Below are 19,768 nucleotides of genomic sequence, written 5' to 3'. Positions count from 1 at the left end.
ATATCTTATTTTTTCTTCGCTTTTTTCTTATTTTTTAGTGCAGTTTTGGGCGTATGTTTTATGTTACGGGAGAGGTTGTTTATATTGCCTGAGTACTCTTTACGCAAAAAAATGGTTGAAAGTGGCGGTAATGTCACACTGATCGAGTAGTTTTTACCGTGGGAGGCTATTTCTTCTGTCGTGATAAGAGCGTGGTTTTCAACGCCACTTCCCATATATTGTTCTTTATCTGAGTTTAGAATTTCACGGTATTTTGCCGGTGCATGTACGCCAAAGCGATAATTTTCGCGTACTACAGCAGTAAAGTTACTGATTACAATAATGCTTGAACCATCTTTTGCTTTACGCTCAAATACAAAGACGGATTGCTCTGCATCATCGACAACTAACCATTCAAAACCTTCTGGAGAATAATCAAGTTCGTAAAGCGCAGGGGTTTGTTGATAGAGGTGATTAAGTGCTTTGACCCAATCTTGCATACCGATATGCCAGCCACCGTAGCCCTTATCTAGCAAGAACCAATCTAAGCTTTCTTGGAAATTCCATTCACGCCCTTGGGCAAATTCATTGCCCATAAAGAGTAATTTTTTACCAGGATAACCCCACATATAGCCATAGTAAGCCCGTAGGTTGGCAAATTGTTGCCAGCAGTCCCCAGGCATTTTCCCTAAAAGAGAATATTTGCCATGCACCACTTCATCGTGTGAGAGTGGTAACATAAATTGCTCACTATATTGGTACACCATGCCAAAGGTCATTAAATCGTGGTGATATTTACGATGAATCGGATCTTTTTGCATATAGCGTAAAGTGTCATTCATCCAACCCATATTCCATTTATAGTTAAAGCCTAAACCATGGTTTTGAGTTGCGTGAGTGACACCTGCAAAAGAAGTGGATTCTTCAGCGATCGTGATACCGCCATGTCCTTCTTGTTTTAGCAGATCATTGGTTTGGCGCAAAAAATCAATGGCTTCTAGATTTTCACGCCCGCCATATTGGTTAGGAATCCATTGACCATCTGCGCGAGAATAGTCGCGGTAGATCATCGAAGCTACAGCATCAACGCGTAAGGCATCAATACCAAAACGTTCAATCCAATAAAGCGCATTAGCCGTGAGATAATTGCGCACTTCGTGTCTGCCATAGTTAAAAATAAGAGTATTCCAATCTTGGTGGTAGCCTTCTTTCGGGTCTGCATGTTCATAGAGGTGTGTGCCATCAAAGTAGGCTAAACCGTGTTCGTCGGTTGGAAAGTGTCCTACCACCCAGTCTAGAATGACATTAATACCTGCATCATGGGCTTTTTGAATTAAATAACGTAGGCCTTCAGGCGTACCAAAGCGGCTGGTGGGTGCATAAATGCCTGTTGGTTGGTAGCCCCAAGAGCCATCGAATGGAAACTCAGAAACAGGTAATAATTCAATATGCGTAAATCCCATTTCTTTTACATATGGGATCAGTTCTTCAGCAAGCTCTTCATAGCTTAGCCAGTAATTGTTTTCGAGATTGCGGCGCCATGAACCGAGATGAACTTCATAAACCGAAATAGGTTTATCTGGATTATTTGCAGCTCGTCGTTTTGAATCTACCTCGACGATTGCGGGTAAACCTGTTGCTACGGAAGCAGTGTCTGGTCGAAATTGTGCAGCAAAGGCATAAGGGTCTGATTTTAAACGTAACGTCCCGTTTTTATCTAAAATTTCGAATTTATATAGTGTGCCGGCTTTCGCATTTGGAATAAAAATATCCCAAATACCACTTGTTGGGTGGAAACGCATTGGGTGGCGTCTACCATCCCATAAGTTAAAATCGCCAACAACTGAAACACGCTGAGCGTTGGGAGCCCATAAACTAAAATGAATACCGCCCACGTCATTTTGGGTAACCAAATGCGCACCTAATTTTTCATATGGACGAATTTGTGTGCCTTCAGAAAGTAGCCAATTATCAAGGTCAGAAAGGTGGGATTGGAAACGGTAGGGATCTTCAATATCAATTTGAGTATGGGCATAGGAAACCAACAAGCGGTAGGAAAAATCAATTTTTTTACCAATTAATTCCGTGGCAAAGAACCCTCGTTCATCAATTCGTTGCATTTCAGCTAGTGGGTTTGCATTTTTATCAATAATTTTAACCGCTTGAGCTTCGGGTAAATAAGCCCGAATAATCACCCCATGTGTAGAAGGATGAATACCTAAATAGGCAAAAGGATCGCGACATATTCCTGCAGAAAGTTGTGTAATAAAATGCGTATCTTGTTCAGAAAGGAGAGGAGAAAGGCTTTTATCGGTCATTTTACGCTCCTGTAGGAATAGTAATGAAAACGTTTTCGTGGAATGTATCAAAAAACACTTTTCAAAACAACGATAAAGTTTGACCTAGATCAGTTTTCTCTCCGAGTCTTATTTTCTTTTTGATATTCAATAAGTTAAACCAATTTTTTCTTGACACTCTCTGTTTATGCGCAGCGCTCATAAGATTATTCTTTGACGTATTTTAGCGAACAGAGAATCAAGAGGATATACAGCAGTTGCGCACTCAGACCTTCCCATGAACTATAAAGTCCGATAGATGGTAGATTTGTGAGTTCATCAATAAGATGTCTAGGTAAGATTTGGGTTAGCTGTAATGTGTGGATGCTTACACCTAAAATTTTAAATCCAAGGGCATAAATAAGCCATGTCATCAGCTTAAATAGCTGAGGAAGTGGCAATTTGCTTGCAGAACGTTGCATTAACCAAGCAATACCTGCTAAGCAGAGTAAAGCAAAGACAATGCCGAGTAGAAAATCTTGCAGGCTAATTTGCGGTAAAATGCCAGCGTAAAACAACATCGTTTCTGCGCCTTCGCGAAAGACAGCAAGGAAGCTGAGTGAAAGCATAGAAAACAGGCTTCCTGTTGCAAGTGCATTCCCCACTTGCTGCTCAATAAAATGTTTCCAACCCTGTTGTGACGATTTGTTGTGTAGCCATGCTCCGACAAATAGCATAGCTATTACGGCGGTAATACCGACTAACCCCTCTAAGATCTCACGATGAATGCCTGCTGTTATTGTTGGGAAAAGCTGTTGTAGGGCGAGTGCGCCAACAATACTGGCTAAAATGCCTAGCCCTGCACCAGCATATACCCAATGTTTTGCGTTAGGCTGTTTGGTGGCATTCAGTGTGGTTAGCAATGCCATGATAATTAGTAATGCTTCCAAGCCTTCCCGCAATAGAATAAACATTGCATCAAACGCGTTATAGCGGCTGCCTAAATTTAGTAATTTTAAATTAGTAATCAGTTCGGCTAATTTGGCTTGGTTGGCAATTTCATGGCTTTTCGCCATAATAATGGGTAAATCGTTTTCTAGGCGTGTGTAGAGATGGCTATCACGGGTACGTACCTCACCTTCAAAAACAGGCCAGTGCTGAATAAACAGGTAAATTGCTGATTGTGCTTGTGTATGTTGCTGTGCCAGTGATGCTGAATAGGCATCCTCCAATAAGACGATACCTTCAAGTAAGGTTTGTGGTGCGTTTGTATTTGTAGTTTGGAGCTGTAATAGATTTCCAGCATTAAAATCATCTAATGCTATCCCTAATTGCTGTACTTGTTGATGCATTTCCTTAAAATTTGCCGGCTCTGCGAGCATTGCTACACGTAGTAGTGCCATTGCTGTTTCAATCTGCCCATAATGCCCGAGGCTGATTTCTCGGACAATTTTTTCATTGACTGTCCAAGTATTATTAAAGCGCTTATAAGCGTTTTGAATCTCATCTAGTTGCTTTTGCTCAATCGCGTGAACTAGTTTTTGATAAATCGGTTTAATACGTTTAGCAAACTGTTCCTGCCTTGCTGTGTAATCAATAGGATTTTGTTCTTTCTCAAAGGCAAGTAACGCTCTTGCTAGCAACTCAAGGGTATCTGCATTCGGTGAGTTTTTTGCAGAATATAACGCAGAAAGTACCGCTTGTCCTGCTGTGGATTTATGTGTTGGAATGGTTTGGAAATGATGTTCTAATTGAACTAGATGAGGTAGGGCGGTATCTGGGCTACCTTGTTTGATTTCTGCCATTGCATCAGAAAGCTGCACAAATAATAAGGAAGTTTCTACTTTTGCCCATACAGGGAAGGATAAGCAGAGAAATAGGAGCAAGGAGAATTTTTTGAGCAGCTGAAACATGTAATGCATTTCCATTGTTGGTTTATAAATTCTTCCCCCAAAAGGAGGAAGAAAGATTAGCATTGGGCAAAAAGCGCCTTACCTAAGTAATCATTTTCATCTGTTACGCCCGCAAAGCATGCAAATAATCCACTGCCGATATGAGTAATATATTCATTCATTTTGTCAATATTGCCCAAGCTGTTTTGAATATCAATAAATTGTTGTGGGTGTTTTTGGAAGGAAATAAACAGTAAACCTGCATCAAATTGCCCAGTTTTCGGATCAATTCCGCTGGCATAAGAAAATGAGCGACGTAGTATATTATGTCCTACCTTTTTAGCTAAATGCAGATGCGAAATCTCGGGGATAATTTTTTCACCATTTGCATTTTTTTGCTCTAAATCGACCGCTTGGAATTCTTCCTGTTGGCCAAGAGGTGCGCCGCTATCTCGATGTCTACCAAAGGTTTCTTCCTGCCCATTAAGATGTGTTCTATCCCAAGTTTCCAAATGCATCTGAATGCGACGAACAGTAAGGAACGAGCCATTTTTGAGCCAGTTGTCACCTTGATACCATACAGCATCTTCAAGTGCTTCCCCTTGAGGATTGCCTGTGCCATCTTTAAAACCAAATAGATTGCGGGGCGTTTCGTTCCCTTCAAAAGAATTAAACCCCGATTGACTCCAACGCATGCTGATATTAGCGCGAGCGGCTCGAACGAGATTGCGCACCGCATGGAATGCAACCTGTGGGTCATCAGCACAAGCTTGGATACAAATATCACCATCGATATAAGGCTGACGTAGTTGATCGCGTGGAAAGTGCGGTAGGGGATTTAACTCTGCGGGTTTGAGATGTTCGATCTTCAATTTTTCAAAAAAGCTTGGGCTCACACCGAATGTGAGTGTGAGATGGTATGGGTTTAAACTATCAGACTCGCCAGTATCAGCCGGAGGTAGATAGGCATTTTGCTGATAGGGGCGGACATTTTTACCCGCTGTAAGGTTAGCACTGTAAGCCGTCCAAAGCTGGAACATTGCCTTAATTTTTTGTATGTCATCAGTATGGAGGTCTAGCACCATAAAGTAAGTATGATGCTGAGCTGGCGTTGCAATTCCTTGTTGGTGCTTGCCATAAAATGGGTAGATATTTGTGATAGTTGGTGTTGCACGTGGTTCTAATGCAATAACTGAGCCAGCAAACATACTGGCTCCGAGACTTGTACCCCAAAAAGCGGATTGCTTTAAGAAATCACGGCGTGGGAGTAATATATTTTTGCTCATCATTGTACCTTACTCTTCGAGTAATACACCCATTTGTGCAAGAGGTTCACCCAGTTTATTTACCGCTTCGGCAAGAGCTTTAATATCTGCAACGCTTAATTTATCGTAACCTACATAATCGTAGCCTTGTTTAGCTTGGTTATGTTTCGCTAACAGCGCATTCACTTCGGCAAAGCGCTCCATGATTTCTGTGACGAGTTTGCTGTCTTTTTTAGCTAGATGAGGCTGGAATAAAGTAAAAATTTTTTCAGCACCTTCTATATTCGCTTTGAAATCGTAGAGATCCGTTTTGGAGTAGATTTCTTCTTCCCCCGTCACTTTTGTGGTGGAAACCTCGTTAAGTAAATCAACAGCTCCGGTAATCATGAGTTCAGCAGTAACATCAGCGGTTGGAATTTTTGCTCTTAACTCTTTGACATCATTCATAAGTTGAGTAGCAATAGCTTCCGTTCCTTGAGTAGTATTCTGTTCCCATAAGATTCGTTCAATTTTATGGAAACCTGACCAATCATCTTCATTTTTGCCTTCTTCAGTAAGATCAGCTAAACGGGCATCGATCCGCGGGTCTAGATCACCAAAACTTTCTGCGATAGGTTCAGAACGTTCAAAATACATGCGTGCAAGTGGGTAGATTTTTTTAGCATTGTCAAGATCCCCAGCTTTTAAGTAGTTCACAAATTTTTCAGTGTCGAGCACGAGTTGATCAATTTGTTCTATCACAAAGGCTTTGTAATCTTGAGTTTCTTTAGAGAGATCAAGCGCATGGACATGAGAGGCAAATAAAAGACTGGAGAGTAAGACAGAGAGAGAAGTTAAACGCATAGGACATGCTCCTTTAGTTAAGAAAACTAAATGCGAGTTATTCGCACACGCATAAAATACATGGTTCTTTGCCGTTATGCAAATAGAATTTGTTAAAAAAACAACATTGTGGGCTTTTTTTCGGCAATTGAAAAAAAATATGTTATTTGTTAATTGACAGTACCTGAGAAATCTATAGAATACGCCTCGTTGTTTACAACAACGTATTCAAATGCGGGAATAGCTCAGTTGGTAGAGCACGACCTTGCCAAGGTCGGGGTCGCGAGTTCGAGCCTCGTTTCCCGCTCCATTATTTCTTATCTCATGGCGTGTTAGCAAAGCGGTTATGCACTGGATTGCAAATCCATGTAGCTCGGTTCGACTCCGGGACACGCCTCCATATCTCCTTAACAGCTTATATTAATTTTGAATTGGATCTATATTTTTAGCAATGTAAATTTGTTGCCGTTTTATGGCTATAAAAAAGCTCCCATAAGGGAGCTTATGATGTCGTAGGCAGATTAAAATGCGACACTTTCTTTTAAACTTACTGTTAAGTTAAACACTAAGTTTTCTTTTGAACCGTCTTTGCTATCTAAGCAGTAGTAGCCTTCACGCTCAAATTGATAGCCTTGACCCGCTACGGCATTTTCTAAACTTGGCTCAACAAAACCGTGTTTCACCACGAGTGAATTTGGATTCACTGCGGCATTGATGTCTTCTTCTGCACCCGGATTTGGTACAGTGAACAAGCGATCATAAACACGGAACTCTGCTGGACGGTTGTTGGTTGCAGATATCCAGTGAATCACGCCTTTGACTTTACGTCCGTCTGCTGGATTTTTACCTAAGGTTTCCGGATCGTAGGTGCAGAAAATCGTGGTAATTTTACCGCTTGCATCTTTTTCTACACGCTCGGCTTTAATCACATAAGCATTACGCAGACGCACTTCTTTCCCTAGCACTAAGCGTTTATATTGTTTATTCGCTTCTTCACGGAAATCCGCTTCATCAATATAAAGCTCTTTGGTAAATGGCAGCTGGCGAGTGCCTAATTCTTCACGATTTGGGTGATTTGGTGCGGTTAGAATCTCTTCGCCCTCAAAGTTTTCAATCACCACTTTCACAGGGTTTAATACTGCCATTGCACGAGGTGCATTGGTGTTTAAATCATCACGAATACAGGCTTCTAATGCACTGTATTCCACCACGTTATCTTGTTTTGTTACCCCGATACGGTGGCAAAATTCACGCAGTGATGCAGGGGTATAACCACGACGACGTAAACCTGAAATGGTCGGCATACGAGGATCGTTCCAGCCATCGACCACTTTATCTTCAACCAGTTTGAGGAGCTTACGTTTAGACGTGAGTGTCCCTTCTAAATTTAAACGAGAAAACTCATATTGGTGTGGCAATGGGCGTTCAATACTGATGTTTTCTAATACCCAATCATACAAACGGCGGTTGTCTTGGAACTCTAAGGTACAGAGCGAGTGGGTAATACGCTCAATAGCATCGGAAATACAGTGAGTAAAATCGTACATTGGATAAATGCACCATTTATCGCCAGTTTGGTGGTGGGTAGCAAATTTGATACGGTAGATCACAGGATCACGCATCACCATAAATGGAGATGCCATATCAATTTTTGCACGCAGGCTCATTTTACCTTCTTCCACTTCGCCGTTTTTCATTTTTTCAAATAGGGCTAAGTTTTCTTCCACACTGCGATCACGGTATGGGCTGTTTTTACCTGGTTCCGTTAGCGTGCCACGATATTCACGCATTTCATCAGGGCTGAGTTCACACACATATGCCAAACCTTTTTGGATTAACTCAATGGCATAGCCGTAGAGTTGATCAAAATAGTCGGAAGCATAACGAGGTTCGCCCTCCCATTTAAAGCCAAGCCATTCCACGTCTTCTTTAATAGAATCCACATATTCTACGTCTTCTTTGGTTGGGTTAGTGTCATCAAAACGCAGATTACATTTGCCTTGATAATCTTGGGCAATACCGAAGTTTAGGCAGATAGATTTTGCATGACCGATATGTAAATAGCCATTTGGTTCAGGTGGGAAACGAGTGTAAACATTACTATGTTTACCGTTTTTTAAATCTTCATCAATAATATGGGTAATAAAGTTGGCACGAAAATCAGGATTTTCGGCACTTGAAATAGTTTCGCTCATAGTCTTCTCTTTTTAAAAAATAACAGGGTATTCTACACATTTTGCGTTGCAACTCAACGGCTTTAAAAAATTGACGGAATAAAAGTTACTCAATACAATATCGTCCCGCCTAAATCAGACTGTGCAAGCGGTCTGAAATCAGCAATTTTCTGCAAAATCATTCAATTCATACAATATCAAGGACAACATAATGAAAAGATCCCTTTCTATCGAATTTTCTCGTGTCACTGAAGCTGCCGCTTTGGCGGCTTATGCTTGGTTAGGTCGTGGTAATAAAAATGCAGCCGACGATGCTGCAGTAAAAGCGATGCGTTATTTGTTAAATCAGCTTGATATACGGGGTGAGGTTGTCATTGGTGAGGGGGAGATAGATCAAGCTCCAATGCTCTATATTGGCGAAAAAATTGGTAAACATGGAGCAAATGATGAAGAGATTACCATTGCAGTTGATCCGATTGATGGCACACGGATGACTGCAATGGGGCAAAGTAATGCATTATCAGTGCTTGCGGCAGGCGGAAAAGGTACTTTATTACAAGCGCCCGATATGTATATGGAAAAATTAGTTGTAGGCAGTGATTGTAAAGGGATGATCGATTTAAATTTGTCGATTGAACAAAATTTGCGCCGCATTGCTTCTAAAAAAGGGAAACTACTTTCACAATTAACCGTTGCTGTATTGGATAAACCGCGCCATCAAGCTGTAATTAGTGAAATGCAAGATTTAGGTATCCGTGTGATGGCTATTCCTGATGGCGATGTGGTGGCAGCAATTCAATGTTGTTTACCAGAGGCGGATTTAGATGCACTTTATGGGATTGGTGGTGCACCAGAAGGGGTTATTGCAGCAGCAGGCGTGAGAGCCTTAGGTGGTGATATGCAAGCTCGTCTTGTACCTCGCCATCAAGTTAAGGGCAGTACACCTGAAAATTTTGCTGCAGCAGAAAAAGAGATTGCACGTTGCAATGAATTAAATGTACCCGTCAATGAAGTATTGAAATTAGAAGAGCTTGTGCGTGATGATAATCTAGTTTTTTCAGCAACGGGGATTACTTCAGGAACATTATTAAGCGGTGTTCAACGTAAAGGTAATTTGGCGACAACGGAAACATTATTAATTCGTGGACGTTCCCGCACGATTCGTAAAATCCAATCTTCACACTATATTGATCGTAAAGATGATGATTTATTGCGCTTAATGAATGTATAATCGCCATTTTGATTAAAAAAATCACACTTAATAAACTTTTTTAAAAAAGTGCTTGCAAGAATTTTTTATCGCCCTATAATGGCAACCATTCAGACGCGGGGTGGAGCAGCTTGGTAGCTCGTCGGGCTCATAACCCGAAGGTCGTCGGTTCAAATCCGGCCCCCGCAACCAGTTTTCAGCTCATTGTTCTAACGGACAATGAGCTTTGTTTCATATAGCGTTTGTAAAAAAATTGTAGAAAAATTTTTTCAAAAAAGAATATGAAACAAACCGCTTGTAAGCCCCACTGATGTTTGGGGCTTTTTTGCGGCGATGGATTATTGTAGGGGCATATGTTATACGCCCACTTCGACGAGATAATTTGGGTTGAATATTATACGTCTCTACAATAGTCCCAGAGTCAACTTTGTTTTTTAAGAGGACTTAATTAAGTCCTTTTTTTATATCTAAAAAATGGGAGGAATGCTTTGGCAACCTTGGAACAAAAATTACAAGAACTCGTGCAAGGCACGATTGAATCAATGGGATTCGAGCTCGTTGGGGTAGAATGCCAGCGAGCGGGCCGTTTCTCAACAGTGCGTTTATATATTGATAAAGAAGGTGGCGTAACTATTGATGATTGTAGTGATGTTAGCCGTCAAGTAAGTGCGATTTTCGATGTAGAAGATCCAATTAGCGATAAATATAATTTGGAGGTCTCTTCACCAGGACTTGATCGCCCGCTTTTTACGCTAGCGCATTATGAGCGTTTTATTGGAAGAGAAGTGGTGGTTCATCTACGTATTCCAATGTCTGATCGTCGTAAATGGCAAGGTGAGATTGTAAGTGTCAATGGTGATACAGTAACCTTAAAAGTAGAAGGTAACGAACAGGCGTTTGCATTCGGTAATATCCAGAAAGCTAACCTTGTGCCGGTATTTAATTTTTAATTGTAAAAAATCATGAAAAATGCCCCGCTTGCCATAAGCAGGGTGAAGAATATTATCAAAAGGAAATTTTCTCAAATGAGCAAAGAGATTTTACTTGCCGCTGAAGCGGTATCCAATGAAAAACTGCTACCAAAAGATGCAATTTTCGAAGCCTTAGAAACGGCATTAGCAATTTCAACCAAGAAAAAAGCAGCCAATGAGCGTGAAGATGTAAAAACAGCGAAAGGTATTGATATTGACGTGCGAGTCGTTATTGATCGTAAAACAGGTGAATTTACCACTTTTCGTCGTTGGCTAGTGGTAGAAAATGTTCACAATCAAACACGTGAAATTAGCTTGGAAGCCGCACAGTATGAAGATCCAAGCATTCAGTTAGGTGATTTTATTGAAGATGAAATTGAATCGATCGCCTTCGATCGTATCACTATGCAAACCGCTCGTCAGGTGATTAGTACTAAAATCCGTGAGGCAGAGCGTAATAAAGTCATTGATGAATTCCGTAGTGAAGAAGGTAATATTGTGCTTGGTACGGTAAAAAAAGTAAGCCGTGATAGCATTATTTTAGAATTGCCGGGTAAAAAAGATGCTACGATCAAAGCGGAAGCCATCATTGTGCGTGAAGATATGCTTCCGCGCGAAAACTTCCGCCCAGGAGACCGTATTCGTGGGGTGTTGTATGCAATTAAGCCTGAGTCAAAAGGGCCACAGCTTTTCATCACTCGTGCAAAACCGATCATGTTACAAAAATTGTTTGAGTTAGAAGTACCAGAAATTGGCGAAGGCGTGATTGAAATAAAAGGTGCTGCTCGTGATCCAGGAAGTCGCGCTAAACTGGCAGTGAAAACCCATGATAAACGTATTGATCCTGTTGGTGCTTGCGTAGGTATGCGCGGAGCACGAGTGCAAGCGATCAGCAATGAATTAGGTGGTGAGCGAGTTGATATCGTACTTTGGGATGATAATCCTGCACAATTCGTAATCAATGCGATGGCTCCAGCAGATGTAAGTTCTATTGTGGTAGATGAAGATAATCATTCTATGGATATTGCAGTTGAGCCATCAGCGTTAGCCCAAGCAATCGGTCGTAATGGTCAAAACGTACGTCTTGCAACTCAATTAACTGGTTGGACATTAAATGTGATGACGACCACTGATTTAGATCAGAAGCATCAAGAAGAAGACAATAAAGTGATCAATCTTTTTGTTTCGAGCTTAGAGATCGATGAAGAATTTGCGCAAATCTTAATTGAAGAAGGCTTTAGTAGTCTAGAAGAGTTAGCTTATGTTCCAATGGCTGAACTTACTGCGATTGATGGTTTAGAAGATGAAGATTTGGTTGAAGAGTTACAAACCCGCGCGAAAAATGTATTAACGCAACAACTGTTAGCCGAAGAAGAAGCGTTAAAACAGGCGCATATTGAGGAGCGCTTGCTCAATTTAGAGGGGATGGAACGCCACATCGCGCTAAAACTTGCAGAAAAACAGATTACCACCCTTGAAGCATTGGCAGAACAAGGTGTTGATGATCTTGCAGACATTGAAGAATTAACAGCTGAACAAGCGGGCGAATTAATTATGGCCGCACGTCAAATTTGCTGGTTCAGTTAAATAGGGGAAGAATTATGAGTGAAGAGATTAAAACAGAAGCACCAAAGAAACTGAGTTTACAGCGTCGTACTAAAACGACAGTAAGCGGCACGACCGCGGGCGGTAAGTCAAAAGAAGTACAGGTAGAAGTACGTAAATCACGTAAAGTGGATACTGAAGCAGCCAAAAAAGCAGCGCTTGAAGCAAAATTGAAAGCGGAAGCTGAGGCAAAAGCGCAAGCAGAAAAAGCCGCTCAAGAAAAAGCTGCAGCAGAGGCTCAAGCTAAGAAAGCAGCAGAAGAAAAAGCGAAAGCAGCCGCTATGAAAGCTGAAAAAGCAGTTGATGCAGAGAAAGAAGCAAAAAGAAAAGAAGAAGCTGAATTACGCCGTAAGCAAGAAGAATTAGCTCGTGAAAAAGCCGAGATGGAAGCAAAACGAGCGGCTGAAAATGCTCGCCTTTTAGCAGAACAAGAGCGTGAAGAAACCATTATCGAAGATAATGATGATTTTGAAGATGAGCGTTTTAGTTCTAGTTATGCACGTGAAGCGGATCGTGATTCAGATCGCCGTAGTGAAAATAACCGTAACCGTGGCGGTAATAAAGCGAATGCGAAAGGCAAAAAAGGCGGACGAGATGAAGAGCGTAATGAGCGTAATGACCGTCGTAATAGTAAAGATGCCAAAGGTAAAGGTAAGCAGGGCAAAAAAGGTTCTGCATTACAGCAAGCGTTCACAAAACCGGTACAAGTTGCAAAATCTGATGTAGTCATTGGTGAAACTATCAGCGTAAAAGATCTTGCGGAAAAAATGGCTGTGAAAGCCACCGAAGTGATCAAAACAATGATGAAAATGGGAGAAATGGTCACCATCAACCAAGTGATTGACCAAGAAACCGCACAGCTTGTTGCAGAAGAGATGGGGTACACTGTTATCTTACGCAAAGAAAATGAGTTGGAAGAAGCGGTATTAGGTGATCGTGATACGGCAGCAGAAAAAGTGACTCGTGCGCCAGTGGTGACGATTATGGGGCACGTTGACCATGGTAAAACTTCATTGCTTGACTATATCCGTAAAGCGAAAGTGGCGGCTGGTGAAGCAGGGGGTATTACTCAGCACATCGGTGCATACCATGTGGAAACTGATGATGGTAAGATGATTACCTTCTTAGATACACCGGGACACGCAGCCTTTACTTCTATGCGTGCGCGTGGTGCGAAAGCAACGGATATTGTAGTACTTGTGGTTGCAGCGGACGATGGTGTGATGCCACAAACTATTGAAGCGATTCAGCACGCCAAAGCGGCAGGGGCACCATTAGTAGTTGCAGTAAACAAAATTGATAAGCCAGAAGCTAATCCAGAGCGTGTAGAGCAAGAGTTATTACAACACGATGTCATTTCGGAGAAATTTGGTGGTGATGTACAATTTGTTCCTGTTTCTGCGAAAAAGGGGATGGGGATTGATGACTTATTAGAAGCGATTATCCTGCAATCTGAAGTGCTTGAATTAACCGCAGTGAAAGATGGTATGGCAAGTGGTGTCGTGATTGAATCTTACTTAGATAAAGGTCGTGGTCCTGTAGCAACTATCTTGGTTCAATCAGGTACGCTAAACAAAGGCGACATCGTACTTTGTGGCTTTGAATATGGTCGTGTGCGTGCGATGCGTGATGAAAATGGTAAAGACATTGAATCAGCAGGCCCTTCTATCCCTGTGGAAGTATTAGGTCTGTCAGGTGTGCCAGCGGCAGGTGATGAAGCAACTGTGGTACGTGATGAGAAGAAAGCTCGTGAAGTTGCATTGTATCGTCAAGGCAAATTCCGTGAAGTGAAATTAGCTCGTCAGCAAAAAGCGAAACTGGAAAATATGTTTAGCAATATGGCTGAAGGCGATGTAGCGGAATTGAATGTTATTGTGAAAGCAGACGTACAAGGCTCTGTGGAAGCGATTGTTCAATCATTACACGAACTTTCAACCGATGAAGTGAAAGTGAAAGTAGTGGGTTCTGGTGTAGGTGGTATCACCGAAACCGATGCAACCCTTGCAGCTGCATCAAGTGCAATTATTCTTGGCTTTAACGTGCGTGCCGATGCAACCGCTCGCCGTGTGATTGAAACAGAAAACATTGATTTACGTTACTATTCAATCATCTACGAATTGCTCAATGAAATTAAAGCGGCAATGAGCGGTATGCTACAACCTGAGTTTAAACAAGAAATTATTGGCTTGGCAGAAGTACGTGATGTATTCCGCCATCCGAAATTTGGTGCGATTGCAGGTTGTATGGTAACCGAAGGGGTGGTTAAACGTAATAATCCAATCCGTGTATTACGTGATAATGTGGTTATCTTTGAAGGGGAATTAGAATCACTGCGCCGTTTCAAAGATGACGTATCAGAGGTACGTAATGGTATGGAATGTGGTATTGGCGTGAAAAACTATAACGATGTAAAAGTCGGCGACCAAATTGAGGTCTTTGAAGTGGTTGAAGTTAAGCGTACAATCTAACCACATCGCTAACTTTAGTAAACCTTTTTAAAAGAGTTCCCTGCTCACGGTAAGTAGGGAACTCTTTTTTAGTAATGACATTTAATTAGAATTGAACATCCGGAAAAATTTCTGTTTATTTAGCGTATTCCGATAGCTTAATTATGATAATTTATACCCAAGATCTATGGCATAGAGTAATAAACTCAATGCAATGGCATACATAATTAAGCCTGTAATAGCATCTAAAATTTGCCATGTGCGTCGTTGTGCAAAATAGCCAGATAATAGTCCTGCGCCATAACCTACACCAAAAAACCAGAGAAAAGAGCAGATCAGAGCACCACTTAAAAATTGGATTTTTTGCTCTAAAGTTAAAGTTCCTCCAATTCCACCGACAATAACAACGGTATCAATATATACATGTGGATTAAGTAGTGTAATTGCGAGAGTAATAGCTATTGCTCGTTTCAAACTAACTTTTCTGCATTGTTCAGCTTGGAGTGCGCCAATCCCTCGATAGGCGGCAATAAATGAACGACTGCCATAAGTAAAAAGAAAAATAGCGCCAACTAGAGCGAGTATTAAGCTAGATAATGGTGACTGTGCAATGATAGAACCAAGCCCTAAAACCCCCAATGTCATCAGCACTACATCGCAGAAAAAACAGATAAATGCAACCCAAAATACGTGCTGCTTGAGGATACCTTGTTTGAGTAAAAAAGCATTTTGTGCGCCAATTGAAACAATCAGCCCAAAGCAGACCACAAAACCGTGTAAGAATGAATGCATAAATTGCTCCGAGAACGTTAAAAGGATGAAAAATTTGAGTATTTTACGTTATAATATAGCATTCTAGTCAGCTTGGGGTAAATATGTCTAATCCAACAGAAAAATCCTGCATTGTTATTGCGATTGCAGGTGCATCCGCATCCGGTAAGAGTTTAATTGCATCGACAATCTATAAGGAATTAAAAGCAGAATTAGGTCAGGAAGATATAGGGATTATTTCTGAGGATGCTTATTATAAAGATCAATCCCACATGGTGATGGAAGAACGGATAAAAACCAATTACGATCACCCTAATTCTATGGATCACGCATTATTAGTCCAACATTTAAAGCAGTTAAAGCAGGGGCAGTCGGTTGAGATTCCAGAATATGATTACGCTGAGCATAATCGCAAAGCAACAGTCACTTACTTTTCTCCGAAAAAAGTGATTATTCTGGAAGGGATTTTGTTGCTTACAGATGAACATATTCGTAATGAAATTGATATGTCTATTTTTGTTGATGCGCCATTAGATATCTGTTTTATTCGTCGTTTACAACGGGATATGGAAGAGCGTGGACGTACATTAGAATCAGTGCTTAATCAGTATCGAACTACCGTTCGCCCAATGTTTTTACAGTTTGTGCAGCCTTCGAAACAGTACGCGGATATTGTGGTGCCACGAGGTGGTAAAAATCGTGTAGCCATTAATATTCTTAAAGCACAAATTAAAGAGTTACTTGGTAAAAAATAGGAATAGTTATGCGTTTATGTGATAGCGATATTGAGCGTTACTTAGATAAAGGCATTATCAGCTTAACGCCTCGTCCTTCAAATGAAAAAATTAATGGCGCAACTATTGATGTGCGTTTAGGCAACTCTTTTAGAGTGTTTCGCGAGCACTCAACGCCATATATTGATTTAAGTGGTCCTAGAGAAGAAATGTCTGCACAGCTTGAGCGCGTGATGAGTGAAGAAATTATTATCGCAGAAGGTGACGCGTTTTTCTTACACCCAGGGGAACTTGCTTTAGCTACTACTTTAGAAAGTGTTAAATTACCTGCCAACATTGTAGGCTGGTTAGATGGGCGTTCTTCTTTAGCCCGTCTTGGCTTAATGGTGCATGTTACGGCACACCGTATTGATCCCGGTTGGGAAGGCAAAATTGTACTGGAATTTTTTAATGCAGGTAAGTTACCTTTGGCATTACGGCCTAATATGGCGATTGGTGCATTAAGTTTTGAAATTTTAAGTGGCTATGCTGAACGTCCATATAATGCTCGTAAAGACGCAAAATATAAAAATCAGCAGAATGCGGTTTCGAGTCGGATTGATCATGACTCATAGGGATACGTTCTCTAAACTTATGCCGAGTTTAGTGCTCGGTGTGTGAAACTGTTTTCTGAAGCAGGGATGCTAGTTTTCGTATTTTAGAGATTCTTATTTTCTACTTGCCTCTAAGGGCTTTTCTATAAATCATCTATGTCAAAGGATAATTGGCATAAAGTTGCCAATTATCGATTCATTTTCACTTCTTTTTGTTTATTTTTAAGCTTAATTTTTTGCTGATAATCTATTAGCTCAACTTGTTAGATTTGCATTGGAAATATTAGCGATCTGAACCCTCAATGGGTCGAGGTTTTTAGGCTGTAAAGAAATTTTTACAAAAAATGCTTGAAATTTCTTCTCTAAACTCCATTTATGTTCTCGTTGAAATTCAGCATAAGGCTGAATAACGATTTTAGGAGTAAATGATGAACATTGATAAATTCACTTCCAAATTTCAAGAAGCCATTGCCGAAGCCCAATCTTTGGCAGTAGGGCGTGATCACAATTACATTGAGCCAGTGCATTTGATGCAAAGTTTACTTTTGCAAAATGATGGCTCAATTTCACCGCTTGTTACCACACTGGGGGTATCGCCTGCGCAATTACAAAATGAGTTGGAAAACCTTATCAACCGTTTACCGAAAGTACAAGGGGCAACCACGCAGCCTTCTCAAGCCTTAATTCGTCTATTAAATCAATGCGATAAACTAGCACAACAAATGGGCGATAGCTTTATTTCCTCTGAATTGTTTGTGCTTGCGGCATTGGACGATAGTGGCGATTTAGGCAAGTTATTGAAAACGGTCGGGCTAACCAAAGCTAAAGTGGAACAAGCGATTAACCAAATTCGGGGAGGAGAAAAAGTGAATAGCCAAAATGCAGAAGAGACTCGTCAAGCGTTAAGTAAATATACGATTGATTTAACCGAACGAGCAAGAAATGGCAAATTAGATCCTGTTATTGGTCGTGATGAAGAGATTCGCCGTACCATTCAAGTGTTACAACGCCGTACCAAAAACAACCCTGTGTTAATTGGTGAACCGGGTGTGGGGAAAACGGCAATTGTGGAAGGTTTGGCACAACGCATTGTGAATGGTGAAGTGCCAGAAGGGTTGAAACATAAAAAAGTGCTTTCTTTGGATATGGGGGCATTGATCGCAGGGGCGAAATATCGTGGCGAGTTTGAAGAGCGTTTGAAAGCGGTGCTGAATGAAATCAGTAAAGAAGAGGGCTCAATCATTCTGTTTATTGATGAAATTCACACAATGGTGGGGGCAGGCAAAACCGATGGAGCGATGGACGCAGGTAACTTGCTCAAACCAAGCCTTGCACGTGGCGAATTACACTGTGTGGGGGCAACTACGTTAGATGAATATCGCCAATATATTGAAAAAGATGCGGCATTAGAACGCCGTTTCCAAAAAGTGCTAGTGGACGAGCCGAGTGTGGAAGATACTATTGCGATTTTGCGTGGTTTGAAAGAGCGTTATGAAATCCATCACCACGTACAAATTACCGACCCTGCTATCGTAGCAGCGGCAACCCTTTCACACCGCTATATTTCAGACCGCCAGTTGCCGGATAAAGCGATTGATTTAATTGATGAAGCGGCAAGTAGTTTACGTATGGAAATTGATTCTAAACCAGAACCGCTAGACAGATTAGATCGCCGTATTATTCAGCTTAAATTAGAGCAACAAGCACTGCAAAAAGAAGATGATGAGGCAAGCCGTCAGCGTTTGGAAAAACTGAATGAAGAGTTGCAAGCTCGTGAGCGTGAATACGCGGAATTAGAAGAGGTTTGGAAAGCAGAGAAATCCGCAGTGCACGGCACGCAGCATATCAAAGAAGAGTTGGAAAATGCGCGTATTAAAATGGAGCAAGCACGCCGTGAAGGTGATTTGGCGAAAATGTCGGAGTTGCAATACGGTGTTATTCCAAATTTAGAGAAACAGCTGCAAGCGGTGGAAAATGGCGAAAAAAATGCAGAAAATCAATTACTTCGCACTAAAGTGACCGATGAAGAAATTGCCGAAGTGCTTTCTCGTGCAACGGGTATTCCTGTTGCCAAAATGATGGAAGGCGAAAAAGAAAAATTACTGCAAATGGAAACTGTGTTACACGCGCGTGTCATTGGGCAAGATGAAGCGGTAGATGCGGTGGCAAATGCCATTCGCCGTAGCCGAGCTGGGCTTTCTGATCCAAATCGCCCGATTGGTTCATTCCTCTTTTTAGGGCCGACAGGCGTCGGTAAAACCGAGCTTTCCAAAACGCTTGCGAATTTCTTGTTTGATAGTGAAGATGCAATGGTTCGCATTGATATGTCGGAATTTATGGAAAAACACAGCGTTTCTCGCTTGGTGGGCGCACCTCCGGGTTATGTCGGCTATGAAGAAGGGGGCTATCTCACCGAAGCTGTTCGCCGCCGTCCATATTCCGTGATTCTGCTTGATGAAGTGGAAAAAGCTCACCCTGATGTGTTCAACATTCTGTTACAAGTGCTTGATGATGGGCGTTTAACCGATGGACAGGGTAGAACGGTAGATTTCCGCAATACGGTGGTAATTATGACCTCTAACTTAGGCTCACATCTTATTCAAGAAAACGCCCATAAAGGCTACGATGCGGTGAAAGAGATGGTGATGGAAGTGGTTGGACAACATTTCCGCCCAGAATTTATCAACCGTATTGATGAAACCGTGATGTTCCACAGTTTAGGCAAAGAGCATATCCGTTCAATCGCGCGTATTCAATTGGAGCGTTTAATTAAACGCTTAGCGGAGCGAGGCTACGAAGTGAGTGTGAGCGATGCAGCACTGGATCATATTGGTGAAGCAGGCTTTGATCCACTCTTTGGAGCAAGACCGCTTAAACGAGCGATTCAGCAAGAACTGGAAAATCCATTGGCAAGCCAAATTCTCAGCGGAAAACTACTGCCGAATAAAGCGGTGGTGATTGACGTAGAAAATGGCGAGATTGTAGCGAAGCAGTAACGAGTATCTGGCATGAAACAAAGCCGAGTAAGG

Annotated in this window: 13 protein-coding genes and 3 tRNA genes; 10 read left to right on the top strand and 6 right to left on the bottom strand. The window is 41.5% G+C overall.

Annotation, left to right across the window (positions count from 1 at the left end; translation table 11 throughout):
• Positions 1-5: 5 nt before the first annotated feature.
• From glgB to efeO, 4 genes are all read right to left on the bottom strand, one after another.
• Entirely contained in the window at positions 6-2,297 is a 2,292-nt protein-coding gene (glgB, locus tag EDC51_RS02160) for a 1,4-alpha-glucan branching protein GlgB (protein WP_131928059.1), read from the bottom strand.
• 185 nt (positions 2,298-2,482) lie between these two features.
• Entirely contained in the window at positions 2,483-4,168 is a 1,686-nt protein-coding gene (locus EDC51_RS02155; protein WP_131928058.1) for an FTR1 family iron permease, read from the bottom strand.
• Between the two features lie 56 nt (positions 4,169-4,224).
• A complete protein-coding gene (efeB, locus tag EDC51_RS02150) occupies positions 4,225-5,436 on the bottom strand; it encodes an iron uptake transporter deferrochelatase/peroxidase subunit (protein WP_131928057.1) in 1,212 nt (403 codons plus the stop codon).
• A 6-nt stretch (positions 5,437-5,442) separates the two neighbouring features.
• Positions 5,443-6,255, bottom strand: a complete 813-nt coding sequence (gene efeO, locus EDC51_RS02145; protein ID WP_015432641.1) for an iron uptake system protein EfeO — start codon at positions 6,253-6,255, stop codon at positions 5,443-5,445.
• Between the two features lie 213 nt (positions 6,256-6,468).
• Between efeO and EDC51_RS02140 the strand changes: the two genes are divergently transcribed.
• Both EDC51_RS02140 and EDC51_RS02135 read left to right on the top strand, forming a co-directional pair.
• A tRNA-Gly gene (locus tag EDC51_RS02140) sits at positions 6,469-6,544 on the top strand.
• A gap of 16 nt (positions 6,545-6,560) precedes the next feature.
• A tRNA-Cys gene (locus EDC51_RS02135) sits at positions 6,561-6,634 on the top strand.
• A 121-nt stretch (positions 6,635-6,755) separates the two neighbouring features.
• Here the strand turns inward: EDC51_RS02135 and glnS are convergent.
• Positions 6,756-8,429, bottom strand: coding sequence for a glutamine--tRNA ligase (gene glnS / locus EDC51_RS02130; protein ID WP_131928056.1), 1,674 nt, complete (start codon positions 8,427-8,429; stop codon positions 6,756-6,758).
• A 190-nt stretch (positions 8,430-8,619) separates the two neighbouring features.
• Between glnS and glpX the strand changes: the two genes are divergently transcribed.
• The 5 genes from glpX (at position 8,620) to infB (ending at position 14,662) form a co-directional block, all read left to right on the top strand.
• Positions 8,620-9,639: a class II fructose-bisphosphatase gene (gene glpX, locus EDC51_RS02125; protein WP_025267009.1), complete on the top strand. Its 1,020-nt coding sequence runs from the start codon at positions 8,620-8,622 to the stop codon at positions 9,637-9,639.
• 94 nt (positions 9,640-9,733) lie between these two features.
• Positions 9,734-9,810 (top strand) — tRNA-Met (locus tag EDC51_RS02120).
• A 296-nt stretch (positions 9,811-10,106) separates the two neighbouring features.
• Positions 10,107-10,568 (top strand): ribosome maturation factor RimP, encoded by a 462-nt coding sequence (rimP, locus tag EDC51_RS02115; RefSeq protein ID WP_015432638.1) that lies wholly within the window; start codon positions 10,107-10,109, stop codon positions 10,566-10,568.
• Positions 10,569-10,643: 75 nt separating this feature from the next.
• The gene (gene nusA, locus EDC51_RS02110) at positions 10,644-12,176 is read left to right on the top strand and encodes a transcription termination factor NusA (RefSeq protein WP_015432637.1); all 1,533 of its coding nucleotides are present in this window, start codon (positions 10,644-10,646) and stop codon (positions 12,174-12,176) included.
• Between the two features lie 14 nt (positions 12,177-12,190).
• Positions 12,191-14,662 carry a translation initiation factor IF-2 gene (infB, locus tag EDC51_RS02105; protein WP_409360067.1) on the top strand — a complete coding sequence of 824 codons (2,472 nt, stop codon included), beginning with the start codon at positions 12,191-12,193 and terminating at the stop codon, positions 14,660-14,662.
• 141 nt (positions 14,663-14,803) lie between these two features.
• On the opposite strand, the gene EDC51_RS02100 is transcribed toward infB, so the two are convergent.
• Complete coding sequence (locus tag EDC51_RS02100) at positions 14,804-15,433, bottom strand: LysE/ArgO family amino acid transporter (protein ID WP_131928055.1); 630 nt, start codon at positions 15,431-15,433, stop codon at positions 14,804-14,806.
• A gap of 83 nt (positions 15,434-15,516) precedes the next feature.
• On the opposite strand from EDC51_RS02100, the gene udk reads away from it, so the two are divergent.
• From udk to clpB, 3 genes are all read left to right on the top strand, one after another.
• Positions 15,517-16,167: a uridine kinase gene (udk, locus tag EDC51_RS02095; protein ID WP_015432634.1), complete on the top strand. Its 651-nt coding sequence runs from the start codon at positions 15,517-15,519 to the stop codon at positions 16,165-16,167.
• Positions 16,168-16,175: 8 nt separating this feature from the next.
• Entirely contained in the window at positions 16,176-16,760 is a 585-nt protein-coding gene (gene dcd, locus EDC51_RS02090) for a dCTP deaminase (protein WP_015432633.1), read from the top strand.
• 407 nt (positions 16,761-17,167) lie between these two features.
• Entirely contained in the window at positions 17,168-19,735 is a 2,568-nt protein-coding gene (gene clpB, locus EDC51_RS02085; RefSeq protein WP_131928054.1) for an ATP-dependent chaperone ClpB, read from the top strand.
• Positions 19,736-19,768 lie beyond the last annotated feature (33 nt).

It is taken from the genome of Bibersteinia trehalosi (genome assembly GCF_004346205.1).
In the GTDB taxonomy this organism is placed as follows: Bacteria; Pseudomonadota; Gammaproteobacteria; order Enterobacterales; family Pasteurellaceae; genus Bibersteinia; species Bibersteinia trehalosi.
This window is presented reverse-complemented; position numbering and strand designations above follow the sequence as displayed.

What these genes read in the sequence shown, in the direction of transcription:
- EDC51_RS02100 (WP_131928055.1), bottom strand. Translation starts at nt 15,433, where the DNA reads ATGCATTCATTCTTACACGGTTTTGTGGTCTGCTTTGGGCTGATTGTT.
- dcd (WP_015432633.1), top strand. Translation starts at nt 16,176, where the DNA reads ATGCGTTTATGTGATAGCGATATTGAGCGTTACTTAGATAAAGGCATT.
- glnS (WP_131928056.1), bottom strand. Translation starts at nt 8,429, where the DNA reads ATGAGCGAAACTATTTCAAGTGCCGAAAATCCTGATTTTCGTGCCAAC.
- glgB (WP_131928059.1), bottom strand. Translation starts at nt 2,297, where the DNA reads ATGACCGATAAAAGCCTTTCTCCTCTCCTTTCTGAACAAGATACGCAT.
- glpX (WP_025267009.1), top strand. Translation starts at nt 8,620, where the DNA reads ATGAAAAGATCCCTTTCTATCGAATTTTCTCGTGTCACTGAAGCTGCC.
- efeB (WP_131928057.1), bottom strand. Translation starts at nt 5,436, where the DNA reads ATGATGAGCAAAAATATATTACTCCCACGCCGTGATTTCTTAAAGCAA.
- nusA (WP_015432637.1), top strand. Translation starts at nt 10,644, where the DNA reads ATGAGCAAAGAGATTTTACTTGCCGCTGAAGCGGTATCCAATGAAAAA.
- clpB (WP_131928054.1), top strand. Translation starts at nt 17,168, where the DNA reads ATGAACATTGATAAATTCACTTCCAAATTTCAAGAAGCCATTGCCGAA.
- udk (WP_015432634.1), top strand. Translation starts at nt 15,517, where the DNA reads ATGTCTAATCCAACAGAAAAATCCTGCATTGTTATTGCGATTGCAGGT.
- efeO (WP_015432641.1), bottom strand. Translation starts at nt 6,255, where the DNA reads ATGCGTTTAACTTCTCTCTCTGTCTTACTCTCCAGTCTTTTATTTGCC.
- EDC51_RS02155 (WP_131928058.1), bottom strand. Translation starts at nt 4,168, where the DNA reads ATGTTTCAGCTGCTCAAAAAATTCTCCTTGCTCCTATTTCTCTGCTTA.
- infB (WP_409360067.1), top strand. Translation starts at nt 12,191, where the DNA reads ATGAGTGAAGAGATTAAAACAGAAGCACCAAAGAAACTGAGTTTACAG.